At 62.5% G+C, this 19485-nt stretch carries 17 protein-coding genes and 1 tRNA gene; 17 read left to right on the top strand and 1 reads right to left on the bottom strand.

Annotated elements, in window-relative coordinates; genetic code table 11:
• Positions 1 to 21: 21 nt before the first annotated feature.
• Positions 22 to 912: a LysR family transcriptional regulator gene (locus V6M90_RS29660; RefSeq protein ID WP_003175101.1), complete on the bottom strand. Its 891-nt coding sequence runs from the start codon at positions 910 to 912 to the stop codon at positions 22 to 24.
• Positions 913 to 1051: 139 nt separating this feature from the next.
• Between V6M90_RS29660 and leuC the strand changes: the two genes are divergently transcribed.
• The 17 genes from leuC (at position 1052) to V6M90_RS29575 (ending at position 19483) form a co-directional block, all read left to right on the top strand.
• The gene (gene leuC, locus V6M90_RS29655) at positions 1052 to 2470 is read left to right on the top strand and encodes a 3-isopropylmalate dehydratase large subunit (protein ID WP_003175100.1); all 1419 of its coding nucleotides are present in this window, start codon (positions 1052 to 1054) and stop codon (positions 2468 to 2470) included.
• Positions 2471 to 2480: 10 nt separating this feature from the next.
• Positions 2481 to 3125, top strand: coding sequence for a 3-isopropylmalate dehydratase small subunit (leuD, locus tag V6M90_RS29650; RefSeq protein WP_003175099.1), 645 nt, complete (start codon positions 2481 to 2483; stop codon positions 3123 to 3125).
• Between the two features lie 151 nt (positions 3126 to 3276).
• Positions 3277 to 4041, top strand: a complete 765-nt coding sequence (locus V6M90_RS29645) for a class I SAM-dependent methyltransferase (protein WP_332847632.1) — start codon at positions 3277 to 3279, stop codon at positions 4039 to 4041.
• A 51-nt stretch (positions 4042 to 4092) separates the two neighbouring features.
• Complete coding sequence (leuB, locus tag V6M90_RS29640; protein WP_305427500.1) at positions 4093 to 5175, top strand: 3-isopropylmalate dehydrogenase; 1083 nt, start codon at positions 4093 to 4095, stop codon at positions 5173 to 5175.
• A gap of 64 nt (positions 5176 to 5239) precedes the next feature.
• The gene (asd, locus tag V6M90_RS29635; protein WP_078825441.1) at positions 5240 to 6352 is read left to right on the top strand and encodes an aspartate-semialdehyde dehydrogenase; all 1113 of its coding nucleotides are present in this window, start codon (positions 5240 to 5242) and stop codon (positions 6350 to 6352) included.
• 169 nt (positions 6353 to 6521) lie between these two features.
• A complete protein-coding gene (locus V6M90_RS29630; RefSeq protein WP_332847631.1) occupies positions 6522 to 7532 on the top strand; it encodes an aspartate-semialdehyde dehydrogenase in 1011 nt (336 codons plus the stop codon).
• Between the two features lie 163 nt (positions 7533 to 7695).
• Positions 7696 to 10239 (top strand): FimV/HubP family polar landmark protein, encoded by a 2544-nt coding sequence (locus tag V6M90_RS29625; RefSeq protein ID WP_141063199.1) that lies wholly within the window; start codon positions 7696 to 7698, stop codon positions 10237 to 10239.
• Positions 10240 to 10384: 145 nt separating this feature from the next.
• The gene (gene truA / locus V6M90_RS29620) at positions 10385 to 11209 is read left to right on the top strand and encodes a tRNA pseudouridine(38-40) synthase TruA (protein ID WP_042945019.1); all 825 of its coding nucleotides are present in this window, start codon (positions 10385 to 10387) and stop codon (positions 11207 to 11209) included.
• Positions 11210 to 11272: 63 nt separating this feature from the next.
• Positions 11273 to 11905: a phosphoribosylanthranilate isomerase gene (locus V6M90_RS29615; RefSeq protein ID WP_332847630.1), complete on the top strand. Its 633-nt coding sequence runs from the start codon at positions 11273 to 11275 to the stop codon at positions 11903 to 11905.
• A gap of 244 nt (positions 11906 to 12149) precedes the next feature.
• Entirely contained in the window at positions 12150 to 13070 is a 921-nt protein-coding gene (gene accD / locus V6M90_RS29610) for an acetyl-CoA carboxylase, carboxyltransferase subunit beta (RefSeq protein WP_003175090.1), read from the top strand.
• Complete coding sequence (folC, locus tag V6M90_RS29605) at positions 13067 to 14374, top strand: bifunctional tetrahydrofolate synthase/dihydrofolate synthase (RefSeq protein ID WP_332847629.1); 1308 nt, start codon at positions 13067 to 13069, stop codon at positions 14372 to 14374. The genes accD and folC overlap by 4 nt, the downstream gene beginning before the upstream one ends.
• Positions 14358 to 15011 (top strand): SPOR domain-containing protein, encoded by a 654-nt coding sequence (locus V6M90_RS29600; RefSeq protein WP_003175088.1) that lies wholly within the window; start codon positions 14358 to 14360, stop codon positions 15009 to 15011. The genes folC and V6M90_RS29600 overlap by 17 nt, the downstream gene beginning before the upstream one ends.
• Positions 15012 to 15152: 141 nt before the next feature.
• The gene (locus V6M90_RS29595) at positions 15153 to 15710 is read left to right on the top strand and encodes a CvpA family protein (RefSeq protein WP_003175087.1); all 558 of its coding nucleotides are present in this window, start codon (positions 15153 to 15155) and stop codon (positions 15708 to 15710) included.
• Between the two features lie 41 nt (positions 15711 to 15751).
• Positions 15752 to 17257 carry an amidophosphoribosyltransferase gene (gene purF / locus V6M90_RS29590; protein ID WP_003175086.1) on the top strand — a complete coding sequence of 502 codons (1506 nt, stop codon included), beginning with the start codon at positions 15752 to 15754 and terminating at the stop codon, positions 17255 to 17257.
• 66 nt (positions 17258 to 17323) lie between these two features.
• Positions 17324 to 18535 carry an O-succinylhomoserine sulfhydrylase gene (locus tag V6M90_RS29585; RefSeq protein ID WP_003175085.1) on the top strand — a complete coding sequence of 404 codons (1212 nt, stop codon included), beginning with the start codon at positions 17324 to 17326 and terminating at the stop codon, positions 18533 to 18535.
• 11 nt (positions 18536 to 18546) lie between these two features.
• Positions 18547 to 19311 (top strand): SDR family oxidoreductase, encoded by a 765-nt coding sequence (locus tag V6M90_RS29580; RefSeq protein ID WP_078825488.1) that lies wholly within the window; start codon positions 18547 to 18549, stop codon positions 19309 to 19311.
• Positions 19312 to 19410: 99 nt separating this feature from the next.
• Positions 19411 to 19483 (top strand) — tRNA-Val (locus tag V6M90_RS29575).
• Positions 19484 to 19485 lie beyond the last annotated feature (2 nt).

Here is a 19485-nt window from a genome sequence, read left to right as displayed (position 1 = left end):
CATGCCTGAAGCCGTAGCGAATCATGCCGGTGTTCCTGGCAGATCCGTTTGTGCGTCCAGCAGGCTCATGAACGCCCGCGCAGCGTTCGACAGCGTCCTTTCGGTGTGCACGATATAGCCTAGCTGGCGACTGAGTTGTATGCCCGGCAAAGCGATACTCGCCACCTGATCATCGAGCATGGTGCGTGGCAGCACGCTCCAGGCCAGGCCGATGGACACCATCATCTTGATCGTTTCCAGGTAGTTAGTGCTCATCGCGATGTTGGGCGTCAGGCCCTGGGCTTCGAACAGTCGGCTGACAATATGGTGGGTAAAGGTGTTGCCGCCAGGGAAAACCGCCGGATGGCGAGCAATATCCGCCAGGCTGATGGTGCCGTTGCCGGCCAGGCTGTGTTCGAGTGCCACGACGAAATCCAGCGGGTCGTCCCACACCGGGGTGGCGCGCACCAGGTGGTGGGGATCGGGCGCCAGGGTAATCACCGCCACCTCGGCGCGGCCATGCAGGATTTCTTCGTAGGCCACTTCCGAATCGAGAAATTGAATATCCAGCGCCACGTTCGGGTATTCCCGGGTGAAAGTGCGCAACACCGGCGGCAGGCGGTGCAGGCCGATGTGATGGCTGGTGGCCAGGGTGAGGCGGCCGCTGACTTCGCCGGTGAGGTTGGTGAGCGCGCGGCGGGTGTCGTCCAGCACGTTGAGAATCTGATAAGCGCGCGGCAACAGGGCCCGGCCGGCTTCGGTCAGGCCGACTTCGCGACCCAGGCGGTCGAACAGGCGTACCTTGAGTTGTTGCTCAAGCCCGGCAATGCGTTTGCTGACGGCCGGTTGGGTCAGGTGCAAGCGCTCGCCCGCACCGGAGAAGCTGCCGGTCTCGGCGATGGCGATAAAGGCATTGAGGTTGGCCAGGTCCATGGTGGTATTCCAGTTGGTAATCCAAAGCATAAAAAATATGAATTTGAGTTATTTAATGTAGCGCCATACCATCAGCCTCACAAGCCAAAGGGTTATTGAAAAGCCCGGCGCATGAAACATCGCTGATGAGGACCGACTGATGGCCGGCAAAACGCTTTACGACAAGCTTTGGGATTCCCATGAAGTGAAACGGCGCGATGATGGGTCGTCGCTGATCTACATCGACCGTCACATCATCCATGAAGTGACCTCGCCCCAAGCGTTCGAAGGCCTGCGACTGGCCGGGCGCAAGCCATGGCGCGTCGACTCGATCATCGCCACCCCGGACCACAACGTCCCCACCACCCCGGAGCGCAAGGGCGGCATCGACGCCATTGTCGACACCGTATCGCGTTTGCAGGTGCAGACCCTCGACGATTACTGCGATGAATATGGCATCACCGAATTCAAGATGAATGACGTGCGTCAAGGCATCGTGCACGTGATCGGCCCGGAGCAGGGCGCCACTTTGCCGGGCATGACCGTGGTCTGCGGCGACTCGCACACCTCCACCCACGGTGCCTTTGGCGCCCTGGCCCATGGCATCGGCACGTCCGAGGTGGAACATGTGTTCGCCACCCAGTGCCTGGTCGCCAAGAAGATGAAGAACATGTTGGTCCGCGTCGAAGGCACTTTGCCGTTCGGCGTGACCGCCAAGGACATCGTCCTCGCCGTGATCGGCAAGATCGGCACCGCCGGCGGTAACGGCCACGCCATCGAATTCGCCGGCAGCGCCATTCGCGATTTGTCCATCGAGGGCCGCATGACCATCTGCAACATGTCCATCGAAGCCGGTGCGCGTGTGGGCATGGTGGCGGCGGATGAGAAAACCGTTGAATACGTCAAAGGTCGCCCATTCGCGCCAAGCGGCGCCGATTGGGACGCCGCGGTCGAAGCCTGGAAAGACCTGGTGTCCGACGCCGACGCGGTGTTCGATACCGTGGTCGAGCTCGACGCCGCGCAGATCAAGCCGCAAGTCAGCTGGGGCACCTCGCCGGAAATGGTCCTGGCCGTCGACCAGAACGTGCCGGACCCGGCCCGCGAGGCCGACCTGGTCAAGCGCGGTTCCATCGAGCGTGCGTTGAAGTACATGGGCTTGAAAGCCAACCAGGCGATCACCGACATCCAGTTGGACCGCGTATTCATCGGCTCCTGCACCAACTCGCGGATCGAAGACCTGCGCGCCGCGGCGGTGATCGCCAAGGGCCGCAAAGTCGCCTCGACCATCAAGCAAGCCATCGTGGTGCCGGGCTCGGGCCTGGTCAAAGCGCAAGCCGAGGCCGAAGGCCTGGACAAGATCTTCCTTGAGGCCGGTTTTGAATGGCGCGAGCCGGGCTGCTCGATGTGCCTGGCGATGAACCCGGACCGTTTGGAGTCGGGCGAGCATTGCGCGTCCACCTCCAACCGTAACTTCGAAGGGCGTCAGGGCGCCGGCGGGCGGACCCACCTGGTCAGCCCGGCCATGGCCGCCGCCGCTGCCGTCAACGGTCGTTTCATCGACGTTCGCGAATTGATCTGAGGAATACCCGATGAGAGCTTTTACCCAACACACAGGTCTTGTCGCGCCGTTGGACCGTGCCAACGTGGACACCGACCAGATCATCCCCAAGCAGTTCTTGAAGTCGATCAAGCGCACCGGTTTCGGCCCTAACCTGTTCGACGAATGGCGCTACCTGGATGTGGGCTACGCCTACCAGGACAACTCCAAGCGCCCGCTGAACAAGGACTTCGTGCTCAACGCCGAACGTTACCAGGGCGCCAGTGTATTGCTGGCCCGGGAAAACTTCGGTTGCGGTTCCAGCCGTGAACACGCGCCCTGGGCCCTGGAAGAGTATGGCTTTCGCAGCATCATTGCGCCGAGCTACGCCGACATCTTCTTCAACAACAGCTTCAAGAACGGCCTGTTGCCGATCATCTTGACCGACGCAGAAGTCGACGAGCTGTTCAAGCAGGTTGAAGCCGAGGTGGGCTACCAGTTGACCGTCGACCTGGCCGCGCAAACCGTGACCCGCCCGGACGGCAAGGTGTACCACTTTGAAGTGGATGCGTTCCGCAAGCACTGCCTGATCAATGGCCTGGACGACATCGGCCTGACCCTGCAGGACGGCGATGCGATTGCGGCGTTTGAAGCCAAACACCGGGCGAGCCAGCCTTGGTTGTTTCGCGACGCCTGATTTGCTGTAGGCAGGACTGCCGCCATCGGGAGCAAGTCGAATCGTCGCACCGCCCCTCCCACATTTTGATCTGTGAATGCAGTCAAGGGTGGGAGGGGGCTTGCCCCCAATAGGGCCAGTGTTAACAACACAACACCCAAGGAAAACCACCATGACCACCACCGCCCACACCCAAGTCGTGCAAAAACAATTCGGCGAGCAGGCTGCGGCCTACCTGAGCAGTGCCGTGCACGCCCAAGGCACCGAATTCGCGCTGCTCCAGGCCGAACTGGCCGGGCAGGGCAGCGCACGCCTGCTGGACCTGGGCTGCGGTGCCGGCCATGTCAGCTTTCATGTGGCGCCATTGGTTAAAGAGGTGGTGGCCTACGACCTGTCCCAGCAGATGCTCGACGTGGTCGCCGCTGCTGCGCAAGAGCGTGGTTTCACCAATATCAGCACCGTAAACGGCGCCGCCGAACGCCTGCCGTTCGCCGATGGCGAATTCGACTTCGTGTTCAGCCGCTACTCGGCCCACCATTGGAGCGACCTCGGTCTGGCCCTGCGTGAAGTGCGCCGCGTGCTCAAGCCCGGCGGCGTGGCGGCTTTCGTGGATGTGTTGTCACCGGGCAGCCCGCTGTTGGACACTTACCTGCAAACCGTCGAAGTGCTGCGCGACACCAGCCACGTGCGCGATTACTCCGCCGCCGAGTGGATGCGCCAGCTCAGCGAAGCCGGCTTGCATGTACGCAGCAGCAGCCGTCAGCGTCTGCGCCTGGAATACACCTCGTGGGTCGAGCGCATGCGCACGCCCCAGGCCTTGCGCGCGGCAATCCTTGAACTGCAGCAGGCGATGGGTCAGGAAGTGCGCGATTACTATGAAATTCAAGCCGACGGCACCTTCAGCACCGACGTGCTGGTGGTGTGGGCCGAACGCTGATCAATTTTCCGACCTGCCCCCGGGCAGGTCGCTCGATGAAATGAGGAACGCATGAGCAAGCAGATTCTGATTCTCCCAGGCGACGGTATTGGTCCGGAAATCATGGCCGAAGCGGTCAAGGTCCTGACACTGGCCAACAGCAAATACAGCCTGGGCTTCGAGCTGAGCCACGACGTGATCGGCGGCGCGGCCATCGACAAGCACGGCGTGCCCCTGGCCGACGAGACCCTGGCGCGCGCCCGTGCCGCCGACGCCGTGCTGCTCGGCGCCGTAGGTGGCCCGAAATGGGACAAGATCGAGCGTGACATCCGTCCTGAACGCGGCCTGCTGAAAATCCGCGCGCAACTGGGCCTGTTCGGCAACCTGCGCCCGGCAATCCTCTACCCGCAACTGGCCGAGGCGTCGAGCCTCAAGCCGGAAGTCGTCGCTGGCCTGGACATCCTCATCGTGCGTGAGCTGACCGGCGGTATCTATTTCGGCTCGCCACGCGGTGTGCGTGAGCTTGCCAATGGTGAGCGCCAGGCCTACGACACCCTGCCGTACAGCGAGAGCGAAATCCGCCGTATCGCCCGTGTCGGCTTTGACATGGCTCGCGTGCGTGGCAAGAAGGTCTGCTCGGTCGACAAGGCCAATGTCCTGGCGTCCAGCCAACTGTGGCGTGAAATCGTCGAAGAAGTGGCCAAGGACTACCCGGATGTCGAGCTGAGCCACATGTACGTCGACAATGCCGCCATGCAACTGGTGCGTGCGCCCAAGCAGTTCGACGTGATCGTCACCGATAACCTGTTCGGCGACATCCTGTCCGACCAGGCGTCGATGCTCACCGGTTCCATCGGCATGCTGCCGTCGGCGTCCCTGGACACCAACAACAAGGGCATGTACGAGCCGTGCCATGGTTCGGCGCCGGACATCGCCGGACAGGGCATTGCCAACCCGTTGGCGACCATCTTGTCGGTGTCGATGATGTTGCGTTACAGCTTCAACCTGTCCGATGCTGCGGATGCCATCGAGAAAGCCGTGAGCCTGGTACTGGACCAGGGCCTGCGCACCGGCGACATCTGGTCGCAGGGTTGCACCAGGGTGGGTACGCAAGAAATGGGCGACGCAGTAGTCGCCGCGCTGCGGAATCTGTAATCTCTCGGGCCCGCTGGCAGTTGTTGCTGCCAGGCGGCCCACTTTTTAACAAGGTGTAGTTGCGATGAAACGTGTAGGTCTGATCGGTTGGCGCGGTATGGTCGGTTCCGTGCTCATGCAGCGGATGCTGGAAGAGCAGGATTTCGATCTTATTGAGCCGGTGTTTTTCACCACGTCGAACGTGGGTGGTCAAGGGCCGTCCGTGGGCAAGGATATTGCCCCGCTCAAGGATGCCTACAGCATTGACGAGCTGAAAACCCTCGACGTGATCCTGACCTGCCAGGGCGGCGACTACACCAGCGAAGTGTTCCCCAAGCTGCGCGAAGCCGGCTGGCAAGGTTACTGGATCGACGCCGCCTCGAGCCTGCGCATGCAGGACGACGCCGTGATCGTTCTCGACCCGGTCAACCGCAAGGTCATCGACCAGCAACTGGACGCCGGCACCAAGAACTACGTCGGCGGCAACTGCACCGTCAGCCTGATGCTGATGGGCCTGGGCGGCCTGTTCGAAGCCGGCCTGGTCGAGTGGATGAGCGCCATGACCTATCAGGCGGCGTCCGGCGCCGGCGCGCAGAACATGCGCGAACTGATCAAGCAAATGGGCGCCACTCATGCGGCCGTCGCCGATCAACTGGCCGACCCGGCCAGCGCGATCCTCGACATCGACCGCCGTGTGGCCGAAGCCATGCGCAGCGATGCCTACCCGACCGAAAACTTCGGCGTGCCCTTGGCCGGCAGCCTGATCCCGTGGATCGACAAAGAGCTGCCGAACGGCCAGAGCCGCGAAGAGTGGAAGGCTCAGGCCGAGACCAACAAGATCCTCGGTCGCTTCAAGAGCCCGATCCCGGTCGACGGCATCTGCGTGCGCATCGGCGCCATGCGCTGCCACAGCCAGGCGCTGACCATCAAACTGAACAAAGACGTGCCGATCGCCGATATCGAAGGGCTGATCAGCCAGCACAACCCGTGGGTCAAGCTGGTGCCGAACAACCGCGATATCAGCATGCAGGAGCTGAGCCCGACCAAGGTCACCGGCACCCTGAATGTACCGGTGGGGCGTCTGCGCAAGCTGAACATGGGCAGTCAGTTCCTCGGCGCGTTTACCGTGGGCGACCAGTTGCTGTGGGGCGCGGCTGAACCGCTGCGTCGCATGTTGCGGATTCTGCTGGAGCGTTGATTGCTTGAGGCAATATGAGAAACCCGCGTTCTGGTGACAGGCGCGGGTTTTTTGTTGTGCTTTCGGGCCCCCGATAGCGCCTTCAGCCACCCCACAAGCCCAGGTTAATTGCCTCACCCCCAGCCACCCGGTAAAGTGCCGCTCCCCCCGTAATGCCCGAGGCAGACCCATGACCCAGACCTTTGAAATTGCCGTGATCGGCGCCACCGGCACGGTTGGCGAAACCCTGGTGCAGATTCTCGAAGAGCTGGAATTCCCGGTGGGCACCCTGTACCTGCTGGCGGGCAGCAACTCCGCCGGCGCGTCGGTGCCGTTTCGCGGCAAGAATGTGCGGGTCAAGGAAGTCGATGAGTTCGACTTCAGCAAGGCGCAACTGGCGTTCTTCGCTGCGGGCCCTGCGGTAACCGTGAGCTTTGCGCCACGGGCCACGGCGGCGGGTTGCTCGGTGATCGATTTGTCCGGCGCGTTGCCCGCCGACCAGGCGCTTCAAGTGGTGCCGGAAGCCAATGCGCATGTCCTTGACGGTCTGAAAAAACCGTTCCAGCTCGGCAGCCCAAGCCCGTCCGCGACCAACCTGGCGGTGGTGCTGGCGCCGTTGCGCGGTTTGCTGGAGATTCAGCGGGTCAGCGTGACCGCGAACCTCGCAGTGTCGGCCCAGGGTCGCGAAGCGGTCGGTGAACTGGCCCGCCAGACTGCCGAGCTGTTGAATGTGCGTCCGCTGGAGCCACAGTTCTTCGATCGGCAGATGGCTTTCAACCTGCTGGCACAAGTCGGCACGCCGGATGCCCAAGGTCATACAGACTTGGAGAAACGTCTGATACACGAACTGCGTGCCGTGTTGGACACTCCTTTGCTAAAGATTTCAGCAACATGCGTTCAAGCTCCGGTGTTTTTTGGCGATAGCCTGACTGTGTCGTTGCAATTGGACGCGCCGGTCGACCTGGCCGCCGTCAACCGCGTACTCGACGCCGCGCCCGGCATAGAGCTTGTAGAGGCGGGGGATTACCCAACGGCGGTGGGCGATGCGGTGGGCCAGGATGTGGTCTATGTTGGCCGGGTGCGTGCCGGCGTGGATGACCCGGCGGAACTAAATCTGTGGCTGACGTCAGATAACGTACGCAAAGGCTCGGCGCTTAACGCCGTGCAACTGGCGCAGTTGTTGATAAAACGCCTTGTGTAAAAGATACTTGGCGGCAATTTGTAGATTGATTCTAACCAGGCGCTATGCTTGGCCCCAAGCAGGAACAGTTGCGTGTCGGTGACCTATCGGCTCGCCATGCCTTATGGCAAGCGGTTACCAACCTTCTCGCAGGCCGGGGAGTGTTCAGACAAAGGATGAGGCTATGGTTCAAGTTCGCAAACTGGTGTTAGCAATAGCGGCCGCCTCGGCGCTGTCCTCCGGTATGGCGCAGGCGCTTCAACTGGGGGAAATGACCCTCAAGTCGAAGTTGAACCAGCCGTTGGCGGTGGAAATCGAATTGCTCGATGTCGGCGGCCTCAGCGCTTCCGAGATCACCCCCAGCCTGGCCTCATCCCAGGCGTTTGTGGATGCGGGTGTGGATCGCCAGGCATTTCTCAATGACTTGACGTTTACCCCGATCATCAACCCCAACGGTCGCAGCGTGGTGCGTGTCACCTCCAGCAAGCCGCTGCCCGATTCCTACGTGCGCTTCCTGCTTCAGGTGCAGTGGCCCAATGGCCGTCTGATGCGTGACTACAGCGTGCTGCTCGACCCGGCCAAGTTCGACCAGCAGGCCCCGACCACCGCTGCGCCGGCCCCACGCCTGAGCGCGCCCGCGACGAGCACGTCGGCCCAGCACACCACCACCGCCCGCGACACCCTGTGGGAAATTGCCGAAAAACACCGCAATGGCGGCTCGGTGCAGCAAACCATGTTGGCTATCCAGGCGCTGAATCCTGGTGCGTTTGTCGGCGGCAATATCAACCGCCTGAAGACCGGCCAGGTGCTGCGCCTGCCGGATACCGTACAGAGCACCGCACTGCCGCAACCCCAGGCGATTGCCGAAGTGCGCGCGCAAAACGAGGCCTGGCGCCAGGGGCGTCGCTCCGCCAACAGCCAGACGGCGGGCAAGCAGCAATTGGACGCCACCAAGCGTACCCAGGCGGGTGACGCGCCGGCGAGCACCAATGCCAAGGACAATTTGAGCCTGGTCTCGGCCGAGGCGGCCAAGAAGGGGGGTAAAGGCAAGGCGGGTGACAGCCAGGTTTTGAGCGACAAACTGGCAATGACCCAGGAGCAGCTGGACACCACCCGTCGTGACAACGAAGAACTCAAGAGCCGCGCGGCAGATTTGCAAAGCCAGTTGGACAAGCTGCAAAAGCTGATTCAACTGAAGAACGATCAACTGGCGCGTTTGCAGGCAGAAAAAGCCGACCCGGCAGCGCAGGCCACGGCGGCGATGCCCGCACAGTTGGCCAGCGATCCGGCAGCCACCCCGGCAGCCCCCGCTGAACCGGCAGCCACGCCGACCCCGGTTGCGCCAGCGCCGGAGCCGGCCAAGCCGGTTGCAGCCACGGACACCACCGAAGGCAAGTTCAACGAACTGCTGACCAACCCGGTTGTGCTGGGGGTCATTGGCGGTGCGGCGGGCCTGCTGGTGTTGCTGCTCCTGCTCCTGTGGGCGCGCCATCGCAACGCGCGCCGCGAGGAGGAGAAACATTTGCGCATGGCGCGTGCGCTGGCCGAAGAACCGGTGTTCAGCTCGAGCATCGACCAGGACCTGCCGTCGGACAGCTTCGAAGGCCTCGAAGTACCGCCGCCGAACGTCAAGCTGGCAGCCGCTCCCGTCCCTGCACCGGTGGTCGCGCCCGCCGCGGTTGTACCGACCGTTGCGTCGGTGCTGGCGCCGCTGGCTGTCGCCGTGGCCCCGGTCAACGCCAATGACGCGCTGGCGCAAGCCCAGTCCCATATCGACCGTGGCCACCTGAACCAGGCCGCCGATGTGCTGGAACAGGCGATCAAGCAAGAGCCCAAGCGCAGCGACCTGCGTTTGAAACTGATGGAGGTCTACGGCCTGCAGAACGACAAGGACGGCTTTGTCACCCAGGAGCGTCAACTGGTGGCCAATGGTGAAAACCATGCGCAGGTCGAACAGCTCAAGAGTCGCTTCCCGGCCATGGCCGTATTGGCGGCAGGTGTCAGTGCGGCAGTGGCCGCGGCCGCCCTGGACGCTCAATACGTCAAGGAACTGCTGGAGGACAAGCCGGCTGCACCGGCCCCTGAGCTCGACACGTTCGACACTGATTTTGATTTGAGCCTGGATGAACTGGAAGCGGCGTCGCCGGCCAGCCTGGACGATGAACAGACCTTTGCCGCGTTGTTGCAGCAACAGACAGACGCCAAGGCGGGCCCGGAAGAGGACCTGTCTGACTTCGATCTTGACCTGCAATTGGATGCGCCGGCCTCGGCACAATCGGATGACGACTTCCTTTCCGGGCTGGAAGAGCAGATGAAGGACGTGCCGGCCGTCGAGCCGCCGACCCTCACGCCTGCCGCCCTGGACGACTTTGACCTGCCGGAGGATTTCGATCTGTCCCTGGCTGACGAGCCGCAAGCTGCCGCCAAGCCCGATGCCTTCGCGTCGGAGCTGGATGACGTCAACGCCGAGCTGGATCGCCTGTCCCAGCACCTGGAAAACCCTGCCCTTGAGCCATCCTTCACCGCTGAAGACGCGGCGTTGGGCGATGATGAGCCGGAGTTCGACTTCCTCTCCGGTACCAATGAAGTCGCCACCAAGCTGGACCTGGCCCAGGCCTATATCGATATGGGCGATGCGGATGGCGCGAAAGACATCCTGGCCGAAGTGCTGATCGAGGGCGATGAGGTGCAGCGCGGCGAAGCCAAGGAAATGCTCGGCAGAATCTAACGGCTGGAGCAAGCCCCTCCCACATTGGTATGCGTCAATCCATAACAAAAGCGCGCGCAACGCACCTGTCGCCTTATAATGGCCGCCTTTGCGCAACTCATCAGGCTCTCAATTCTTGGCAAATTTAGATAACCCGGCCGCCGAAATGGCGGCCGCCGGCTTTTACCGCATCGCCCTGGGCGTGGAATACAAAGGCTCGCGCTATCGTGGCTGGCAGCGCCAGGCGTCGGGCGTGCCCACGGTGCAGGAAACCCTGGAAAAGGCCCTGTCCAAGGTTGCTGATTCGTCGGTTTCGCTGATGTGCGCCGGGCGTACCGATGCTGGCGTCCATGCGTGTGGCCAGGTGGTGCACTTTGACACCCAGGCCGAACGCACGATGAAGGCGTGGGTCATGGGCGCGAATATCAACTTGCCCCATGACGTCAGCGTCAGCTGGGCCAAGGTCATGCCGGCGCATTTTCATGCGCGCTTCAAGGCGATCGCCCGGCGCTACCGCTATGTGATCTACAACGACCAGATCCGCCCGGCGCACCTCAACGAAGAAATCACCTGGAACCACCGCCCGCTGGACGCCGAGCGCATGGCCGAAGCCGCGCAGCACCTGGTGGGGGTGCATGATTTCAGTGCCTTCCGTGCCGGCCAGTGCCAGGCCAAATCGCCGATCAAGGAAGTCCATCACCTGCGTGTGACCCGTCACGGCAAGATGATCGTGCTGGACATCCGTGCCGGCGCGTTCCTGCACCATATGGTGCGCAACATTGCCGGGGTGCTGATGACCATCGGCACCGGCGAGCGCCCGGTGGACTGGGCCAGGGAAGTGCTGGAAAGCCGCATCCGCCGCACCGGTGGCGTCACCGCGCATCCGTTCGGGCTGTATCTGGTGGATGTGGAGTACCGCGACGAGTTCGAACTGCCGGACCGTTTTATCGGGCCACACTTCCTTACCGGTTTCAGCGAACTTGGCGGCTGACGCCCGGAATAGCTTTTGTTACCATCCGGGACTTTCTCGGCCAAACCCTGAGGCTTCTACGACATGTCAGCCGTTCGCAGCAAGATTTGCGGGATTACCCGCATAGAAGACGCGCTGGCGGCAGTCGAGGCGGGGGCGGACGCCATTGGCCTGGTGTTTTATGCCAAGAGTCCGCGTGCGGTGAACGTACTGCAGGCGCGGGCGATCATCAAGGCATTGCCGCCGTTCGTCACCACGGTGGGCTTGTTCGTCAACGCCAGCCGTTGCGAACTCAACGAAACCCTGGATGCCGTGCCGCTGGACATGCTGCAGTTCCACGGCGACGAAACCCCGGAAGACTGTGAAAGTTACCAGCGCCCGTACATCAAGGCGCTGCGCGTCAAGGCCGGGGATGACATCGCTGCCGCCTGTGCCGCCTATGCCGGGGCACGTGGGATTCTGCTCGACACCTACGTCGAAGGCGTACCCGGCGGTACCGGTGAAGCGTTTGACTGGTCGCTGATCCCCGAGGAGCTGAGCGCGCCGATCATCCTGGCCGGCGGCCTCAACCCGGCGAATGTCGCGGCGGCCATCGAGCAGGTTCGTCCCTATGCCGTGGATGTCAGCGGCGGGGTGGAGCAGGGCAAGGGCATCAAGGATCACAGCAAGATTCGCGCGTTCATGCAGGCCGTGCGCAACAGCCGTGGCGGGATGTGACGGCTGGCAGTCTGCCGCCGTCCATAACTACCACTGTGTAAAACAGCCCGGTGCCGCCTGTGGGTGTGCCGGAAACGAAGTGGCAACCCTGCGTTGGCAGGTTGTCTGGAAGGCTGAGGATGCAGGCTGGAAATGGCAGGTCGAACGTCTGACCCCGTCCAGCCCGCGTCATCGCCACATATGAATTTAGCTCAAGGGCATACGCGGGGCTGTGTTCAAGCCACCGGTACTGGAGAAAGAAAGCATGAGCAACTGGTTAGTAGACAAACTGATCCCTTCGATCATGCGTTCCGAGGTGAAAAAAAGCTCGGTTCCTGAAGGTCTGTGGCACAAATGCCCATCCTGCGACGCGGTGCTGTACCGTCCGGAGCTGGAAAAGACCCTGGACGTTTGCCCCAAGTGCAACCATCACATGCGTATTGGCGCCCGCGCGCGTATCGATATTTTCCTCGATGCCGACGGCCGTAACGAGCTGGGCGCTGACCTGGAACCGGTTGACCGCCTCAAGTTCCGCGACGGCAAGAAGTACAAGGATCGTCTGAGCGCTGCGCAAAAGCAGACCGGTGAGAAGGATGCGTTGATCTCGGTCAGTGGCAAGCTGCTGGGTATGCCGGTGGTGGTGTCGGCGTTCGAGTTCTCCTTCATGGGCGGTTCCATGGGGGCCATCGTCGGCGAGCGCTTTGTGCGCGCCGCCAACTACGCGTTGGAAAACCGTTGCCCGATGATCTGCTTCGCCGCCTCCGGTGGTGCGCGTATGCAGGAAGCCCTGATCTCCCTGATGCAAATGGCCAAGACCTCCGCGGTGCTGGCGCGTCTGCGCGAAGAAGGTATCCCGTTCATTTCCGTGCTGACCGACCCGGTCTACGGCGGCGTTTCCGCCAGCCTGGCGATGCTGGGTGACGTGATCGTTGGCGAGCCAAAGGCCCTGATCGGCTTTGCCGGCCCGCGCGTCATCGAGCAGACCGTGCGTGAAAAACTGCCCGAAGGCTTCCAGCGCAGCGAGTTCCTGCTGGAGCACGGTGCCATCGACCTGATCATCCCGCGTGGCGAGCTGCGTCCACGCCTGGGTAACCTGCTGGCGCAAATGATGGGCCTGCCGACGCCTGTGTACGTCGCGCCTAAAGTCGAGCCGATCGTTGTGCCGCCGGTGCCTGCGAACCTATGACCCAGCGTACCCTGGGCGAATGGCTCGCCTACCTTGAGCAGTTGCATCCGTCCGCCATCGACATGGGCCTGGAGCGCTCGCAACAGGTAGCGGCCCGCCTCGGGTTGGGCCGTCCGGCGCCGCGTGTGATCACGGTGACCGGCACCAACGGCAAAGGCTCTACCTGCGCCTTTGTCGCCGCGTTGCTGCAGGCCCAGGGGCTGAGCGTCGGCGTTTACAGCTCGCCGCACCTGCTGCGCTACAACGAGCGGGTGCAGCTCAATGGCATCGAAGCCACCGACGAGCAGCTCTGCGAAGCCTTCGCCGCGCTGGATGCGGGGCGCGGCGACACATCCCTGACTTACTTCGAGATGGGCACCCTGGCGGCGTTCTGGCTGTTCGAACGTGCGCAACTGGACGTGGTGGTGCTGGAGGTAGGCCTGGGCGGGCGTCTGGACACGGTCAACGTGGTGGATGCCGACCTGGCGTTGGTCACCAGTATTGGCGTGGACCACGCCGACTACCTGGGCAATACCCGCGAGTCCGTTGCCTACGAAAAAGCCGGAATCTTCCGCCAGGGCAAGCCTGCGCTGTGCGGTGACCTGGACCCGCCGCAACCCTTGCTGGACAAGGTGCGTGCGCTGGATTGCCCGTTCTTCCTGCGCGGGCGCGAATTCACGCTTGAGATTGGCGACCAGCACTGGCAGTGGCGCGGGCGTGATGCGCGTGGGCAGACAGTTGAGCTGCGCGATTTGCCGCTGCTGAACCTGCCGATGGAAAACGCCGCGCTCGCGCTGCAGGCCTATCTGTTGCTGGATCTGCCGTGGAATGCCGAACAGATTGCCGCGACCTTGCTGGCGACCCGTGTTGTGGGGCGTCTGGACCGTCGTGCATTCGAGTGGGAAGGCAAGCGCCTGAACCTGTTGCTGGATGTGGGGCACAACCCCCATGCGGCGCAATACCTGGCGCAGCGTCTGTCACGCACGCCGCCGGCCGGTCGTCGTCTGGCGGTGTTCGGGTTGCTGGCGGACAAGGACCTGGAAGGCGTGGTTGCGCCGTTGCTCGGCAGTGTCCAGACGTGGGCGGTGGCACCGCTGGGCACTCCGCGCAGCCGTCCGGCGTTGGAGCTGGAGGCAGTGTTGCAGAACCTTGGGGCGCCCGTGACGTCGTATGCAAGCGTGAGTGCCGCCCTTGAGGCGCAATGCGCGGTCGCGACGGCCGAGGACGAAATCCTGTTGTTCGGGTCATTTTATTGTGTTGCCGAGGCGCTTGAGTGGTTGGCCCGGCGCTCCACGGAGGAAGCTGCACATGGCATTACTGGATAGCGCATACAAGCAGCGGATGGTCGGAGCCCTGGTTCTGGTGGCGCTGGCGGTGATTTTTTTGCCCATGCTGTTTTCTCGCCAGGACGAAGAGCGCCAGGTCGTTGTTGAAGCGCCGGCTGCGCCTCAGGCTCCCGCCGTGCCGCAAGTGCAGATTGAACCGGTCGTAGTGCCGGAGCCTCAGGCATTGCCGCAGGAAGAGCCGGTACCGAGCGATGAGGAAGTGGCTGCACAACAGGCGCCGTCGATGCCGGTTCAGCCAAGCGTGCCGGTGGTCAAGCCCGCGCCAGCCGTTGCCGCCAAGCCTGCCGCGCCGGCACCTGCGCCCAAGCCGGTCGCGCCGCAACCCGCCGCGCCGGGCAAGCCGGATGTCGGGCAGAGCCGCATCGACCCGAATGGCTTGCCGATCAGTTGGTCGATCCAGGTGGCCAGCCTGGGCAATCGCGAAGGGGCCGACGCGTTGCAGAAGAAGCTGCGTGCCCAGGGGTATAACGCTTACATCCGCAGTGCCGACGGCAAGAACCGCGTGTTTATCGGGCCGCTGATCGAACGTGCCGAGGCGGACCGCCTGCGCGATTTGCTGGATCGTCAGCAGAGCCTGAAAGGGTTCGTGACCCGGTTCCAGCCTGAGCGCGGCTGAGCCTACATTGATTTGTGGTGGGGGTTGAAACGCGATTGGCTCGCCACAAACTACTGATTTGCAAAGCAGCCGCAATCACAGCTTACCGATAGCCCGGCGCTCTGCTAAAATGCGCCGCCTTATCTGTCCGTAGGCTCAAACGTGCCATTTACCTGGGTTGATTGGGCGATCGTCGCCATCGTCGCCATCTCCGCGTTGATCAGTCTAAGCCGCGGCTTCGTAAAAGAAGCACTGTCGTTGCTGACCTGGATCATTGCAGGAGTCGTCGCCTGGATGTTCGGTGGCTCGCTGTCGGTCTATCTGAGCGGATACATCGAGACACCTTCGGCTCGCGTCATTGCGGGCTGCGCCATCATGTTCATCGCCACGCTGCTGGTGGGAGCAATGGTCAATTATCTGATTGGCGAGTTGATACGTGTCACCGGCATCGAAGGGACCGATCGATTTCTCGGCATGGCCTTCGGCGCCGCGCGTGGCGCGTTGCTGGTGGTCGTGGCGGTCGGGCTGTTGAGCCTGGGGCCGGTACAGCAGGATTCGTGGTGGCAGGAGTCGGTACTCGTGCCAAAATTTCTATTGGTTGCAGATTGGTCCAAGAACCTCATTCTGGGGTGGAGCAGTCAGTGGCTGGCCAGCGGAATCAGCGTACCCGCTGATCTTCCGTTCAAGGAACACCTCTTGCCGGCCAAAACGCCTCAGTAAGCTGTGTTCAGTCAAGATTCATTAAGTAGGGGTTGCGTCGCATGTGTGGCATCGTCGGTATCGTCGGTAAGTCGAACGTCAATCAGGCGCTGTATGACGCGCTAACCGTCCTCCAGCACCGCGGCCAGGACGCTGCCGGTATTGTGACCAGCCACGACGGCCGGTTATTCCTGCGCAAGGACAATGGCCTGGTGCGTGACGTGTTTCATCAGCGTCACATGCAGCGCCTGGTCGGACACATGGGCATTGGCCATGTGCGTTACCCGACTGCCGGTAGCTCGACCTCGGCCGAAGCTCAACCGTTCTACGTCAACTCGCCTTACGGCATCACCCTGGCGCATAACGGCAACCTGACCAACGTTGAACAGCTGGCCAAGGAGATTTACGAATCTGACCTGCGCCACGTCAACACCAGCTCCGACTCGGAAGTGCTGCTCAACGTGTTCGCTCATGAGCTGGCCCAGCGCGGCAAGCTGCAGCCGACCGAAGAAGACGTGTTCGCCGCCGTAATCGACGTGCACAACCGTTGCGTCGGTGGTTACGCCGTGGTGGCGATGATCACCGGTTACGGCATCGTCGGTTTCCGCGACCCGCATGGCATCCGTCCGATCGTGTTCGGCCAGCGTCACACCGACGAAGGTGTCGAGTACATGATCGCTTCCGAAAGCGTGTCCCTGGATGTGCTCGGCTTTACCCTGATCCGTGACCTCGCGCCGGGCGAAGCGGTGTACATCACCGAAGATGGCAAATTGCACACCCGTCAGTGCGCCGTGGCGCCGACCCTCACCCCGTGCATCTTCGAACACGTCTACCTGGCGCGTCCGGATTCGATCATCGACGGTGTGTCGGTATACAAGGCGCGCCTGCGCATGGGTGAGAAGCTGGCCGACAAGATTCTGCGTGAGCGTCCCGAGCACGATATCGACGTGGTAATCCCGATTCCGGACACCAGTCGCACCGCCGCGCTGGAGCTGGCGAACCACCTGGGCGTCAAGTTTCGCGAAGGTTTCGTCAAGAACCGCTACATCGGTCGTACCTTCATCATGCCCGGCCAGGCAGCGCGCAAGAAGTCGGTGCGCCAGAAGCTCAACGCCATCGAACTGGAATTTCGCGGCAAGAACGTGATGCTGGTGGATGACTCCATCGTACGCGGCACCACGTGCAAGCAGATCATCCAGATGGCCCGCGAAGCCGGCGCGAAGAACGTGTACTTCTGTTCCGCGGCGCCTGCGGTGCGTTACCCGAACGTGTACGGTATCGACATGCCGAGCGCTCATGAGCTGATCGCGCACAACCGCACCACCCAGGACGTGGCCGACCTGATCGGCGCCGATTGGCTGATCTATCAGGACCTGCCGGACCTGATCGAAGCGGTCGGTGGGGGCAAGATCAAGATCGAGCAATTCGACTGCGCGGTATTCGACGGCAAATATGTGACCGGTGACGTCGACGAGGCCTACCTGAACAAGATCGAGCAGGCGCGTAACGACTCCTCGAAGATCAAGACCCAAGCGGTCAGCGCGATCATCGATCTGTACAACAACTGAGTAAACACCGGCCCTGAGGGGCCGGTTTTGTATGTTAAATAAAGCATTCAAGTAAGGAGTGGCAGCATGAGTCAGGAATGGGATGCCGGTCGGTTGGACAGCGACCTCGATGGCGTAGCTTTCGATACCCTGGCTGTGCGCGCCGGCCAGCACCGTACCCCGGAAGGTGAGCACGGCGACCCGATGTTCTTCACCTCCAGCTATGTGTTCCGCACCGCGGCCGATGCCGCTGCGCGCTTTGCCGGTGAAGTGCCGGGTAACGTTTACTCGCGTTACACCAACCCGACCGTGCGTGCGTTCGAAGAGCGTATCGCCGCCCTGGAAGGCGCCGAGCAGGCGGTGGCCACGGCAACAGGCATGGCGGCGATCCTGGCCGTGGTGATGAGCCTGTGCAGCGCCGGCGACCACGTGCTGGTGTCGCGCAGTGTGTTTGGTTCGACCATCAGCCTGTTCGAGAAGTACTTCAAGCGCTTCGGTATCGAGGTGGATTACGTGCCTCTGGCGGACCTGTCCGGCTGGGATACGGCGATCAAGGCCAATACCCGCTTGCTGTTCGTCGAATCGCCGTCCAACCCGTTGGCCGAGCTGGTGGATATCGCCGCCTTGTCCGAAGTGGCTCACGCCAAGGGCGCCATGCTGGTGGTGGATAACTGCTTCTGCACGCCGGCCTTGCAGCAGCCGCTGAAGCTGGGCGCGGATATTGTGGTGCACTCGGCCACCAAGTTCATCGACGGCCAGGGTCGTTGCATGGGCGGTGTGGTGGCGGGGCGCAGCGAGCAGATGAAGGAAGTGGTGGGCTTCTTGCGCACCGCCGGCCCGACCCTGAGCCCGTTCAACGCCTGGATCTTCCTCAAGGGCCTGGAAACCCTCGGCCTGCGCATGAAGGCCCATTGCGCCAATGCCCAGGCCCTGGCCGAGTGGCTGGAGCAGCAGGACGGTATCGAGAAGGTCCACTACGCCGGGCTCAAAAGCCACCCGCAACACGAATTGGCCCAGCGCCAGCAGCGTGGCTTCGGTGCGGTGGTGAGCTTTGAGGTGAAGGGGGGCAAGGAGGGCGCCTGGCGCTTTATCGATGCCACGCGCCTGATCTCCATCACCGCCAACCTGGGCGACAGCAAAACCACGATTACCCACCCAAGTACCACTTCTCATGGCCGCCTGGCGCCGCAGGAGCGTGAGGCGGCGGGTATTCGCGACAGCCTGATCCGCGTCGCGGTGGGCCTGGAAGACGTGGCTGATTTGCAGGCCGACCTGGCCCGCGGGTTGGCGGCCTTGTGATCGAGTGGTCCCTGGAAGCTGCCGCGGCGACTAACGGGCGCGTCGCGCTGGTAACGGGCGCGGCACGGGGCATTGGCCTCGGGATCGCGGCGTGGTTGATCAGTGAAGGTTGGCAGGTGGTGTTGACCGACCTCGATCGCGAGCGCGGTGCCAAGGTGTCCAAGGTGCTGGGCGACAACGCGTGGTTTATCACCATGGACGTGGCGGACGAGAAACAAGTCGCCCAGGGTGTCGCTGAAGTGCTCGGGCAGTTTGGTCGCCTGGATGGGCTGGTGTGCAATGCGGCCGTGGCCGACCCGCACAATATCACTCTGGAAAGTCTCGACCTGGCGTATTGGAATCGCGTGCTGGCGGTGAACCTCAGCGGGCCCATGCTGCTGGCCAAGCACTGTGCGCCGTATCTGCGCGCCCACGGTGGGGCCATCGTCAACTTGGCCTCGACCCGTGCCCGTCAATCGGAGCCGGACAGCGAGGCCTATGCGGCGAGCAAGGGCGGCCTGTTGGCCCTGACCCATGCATTGGCGATCAGTCTCGGGCCGGAGGTCCGTGTGAATGCCGTCAGCCCGGGCTGGATCGATGCGCGTGACCCGGCCGTACGACGTGCCGAGCCGCTGACCGATGCCGATCATGCCCAGCATCCCGCGGGCCGGGTCGGCACGGTCGAGGATGTGGCGGCGATGGTCGCGTGGCTGCTGTCGCGCCAGGCCGGGTTTGTCACCGGGCAGGAGTTCGTGGTGGACGGCGGCATGAGCAAGAAGATGATTTACAGCGAGTAGGGTGGTCTTGACGCTGTTTTGGTTTTTTTAGAAAAACTTCAAGCAGGCTATTGACTTAGGTCCGCTACCTGCGTAAATTTCGCGGCCTCACGAAGCAAAGGGTGATTAGCTCAGCTGGGAGAGCATCTGCCTTACAAGCAGAGGGTCGGCGGTTCGATCCCGTCATCACCCACC

Source organism: Pseudomonas lactucae, from assembly GCF_036688725.1.
Taxonomy (GTDB): domain Bacteria; phylum Pseudomonadota; class Gammaproteobacteria; order Pseudomonadales; family Pseudomonadaceae; genus Aquipseudomonas; species Aquipseudomonas lactucae.
Note: the sequence above shows the minus strand (reverse complement) of the source record. Positions and strands in the feature narration are given on the sequence as shown.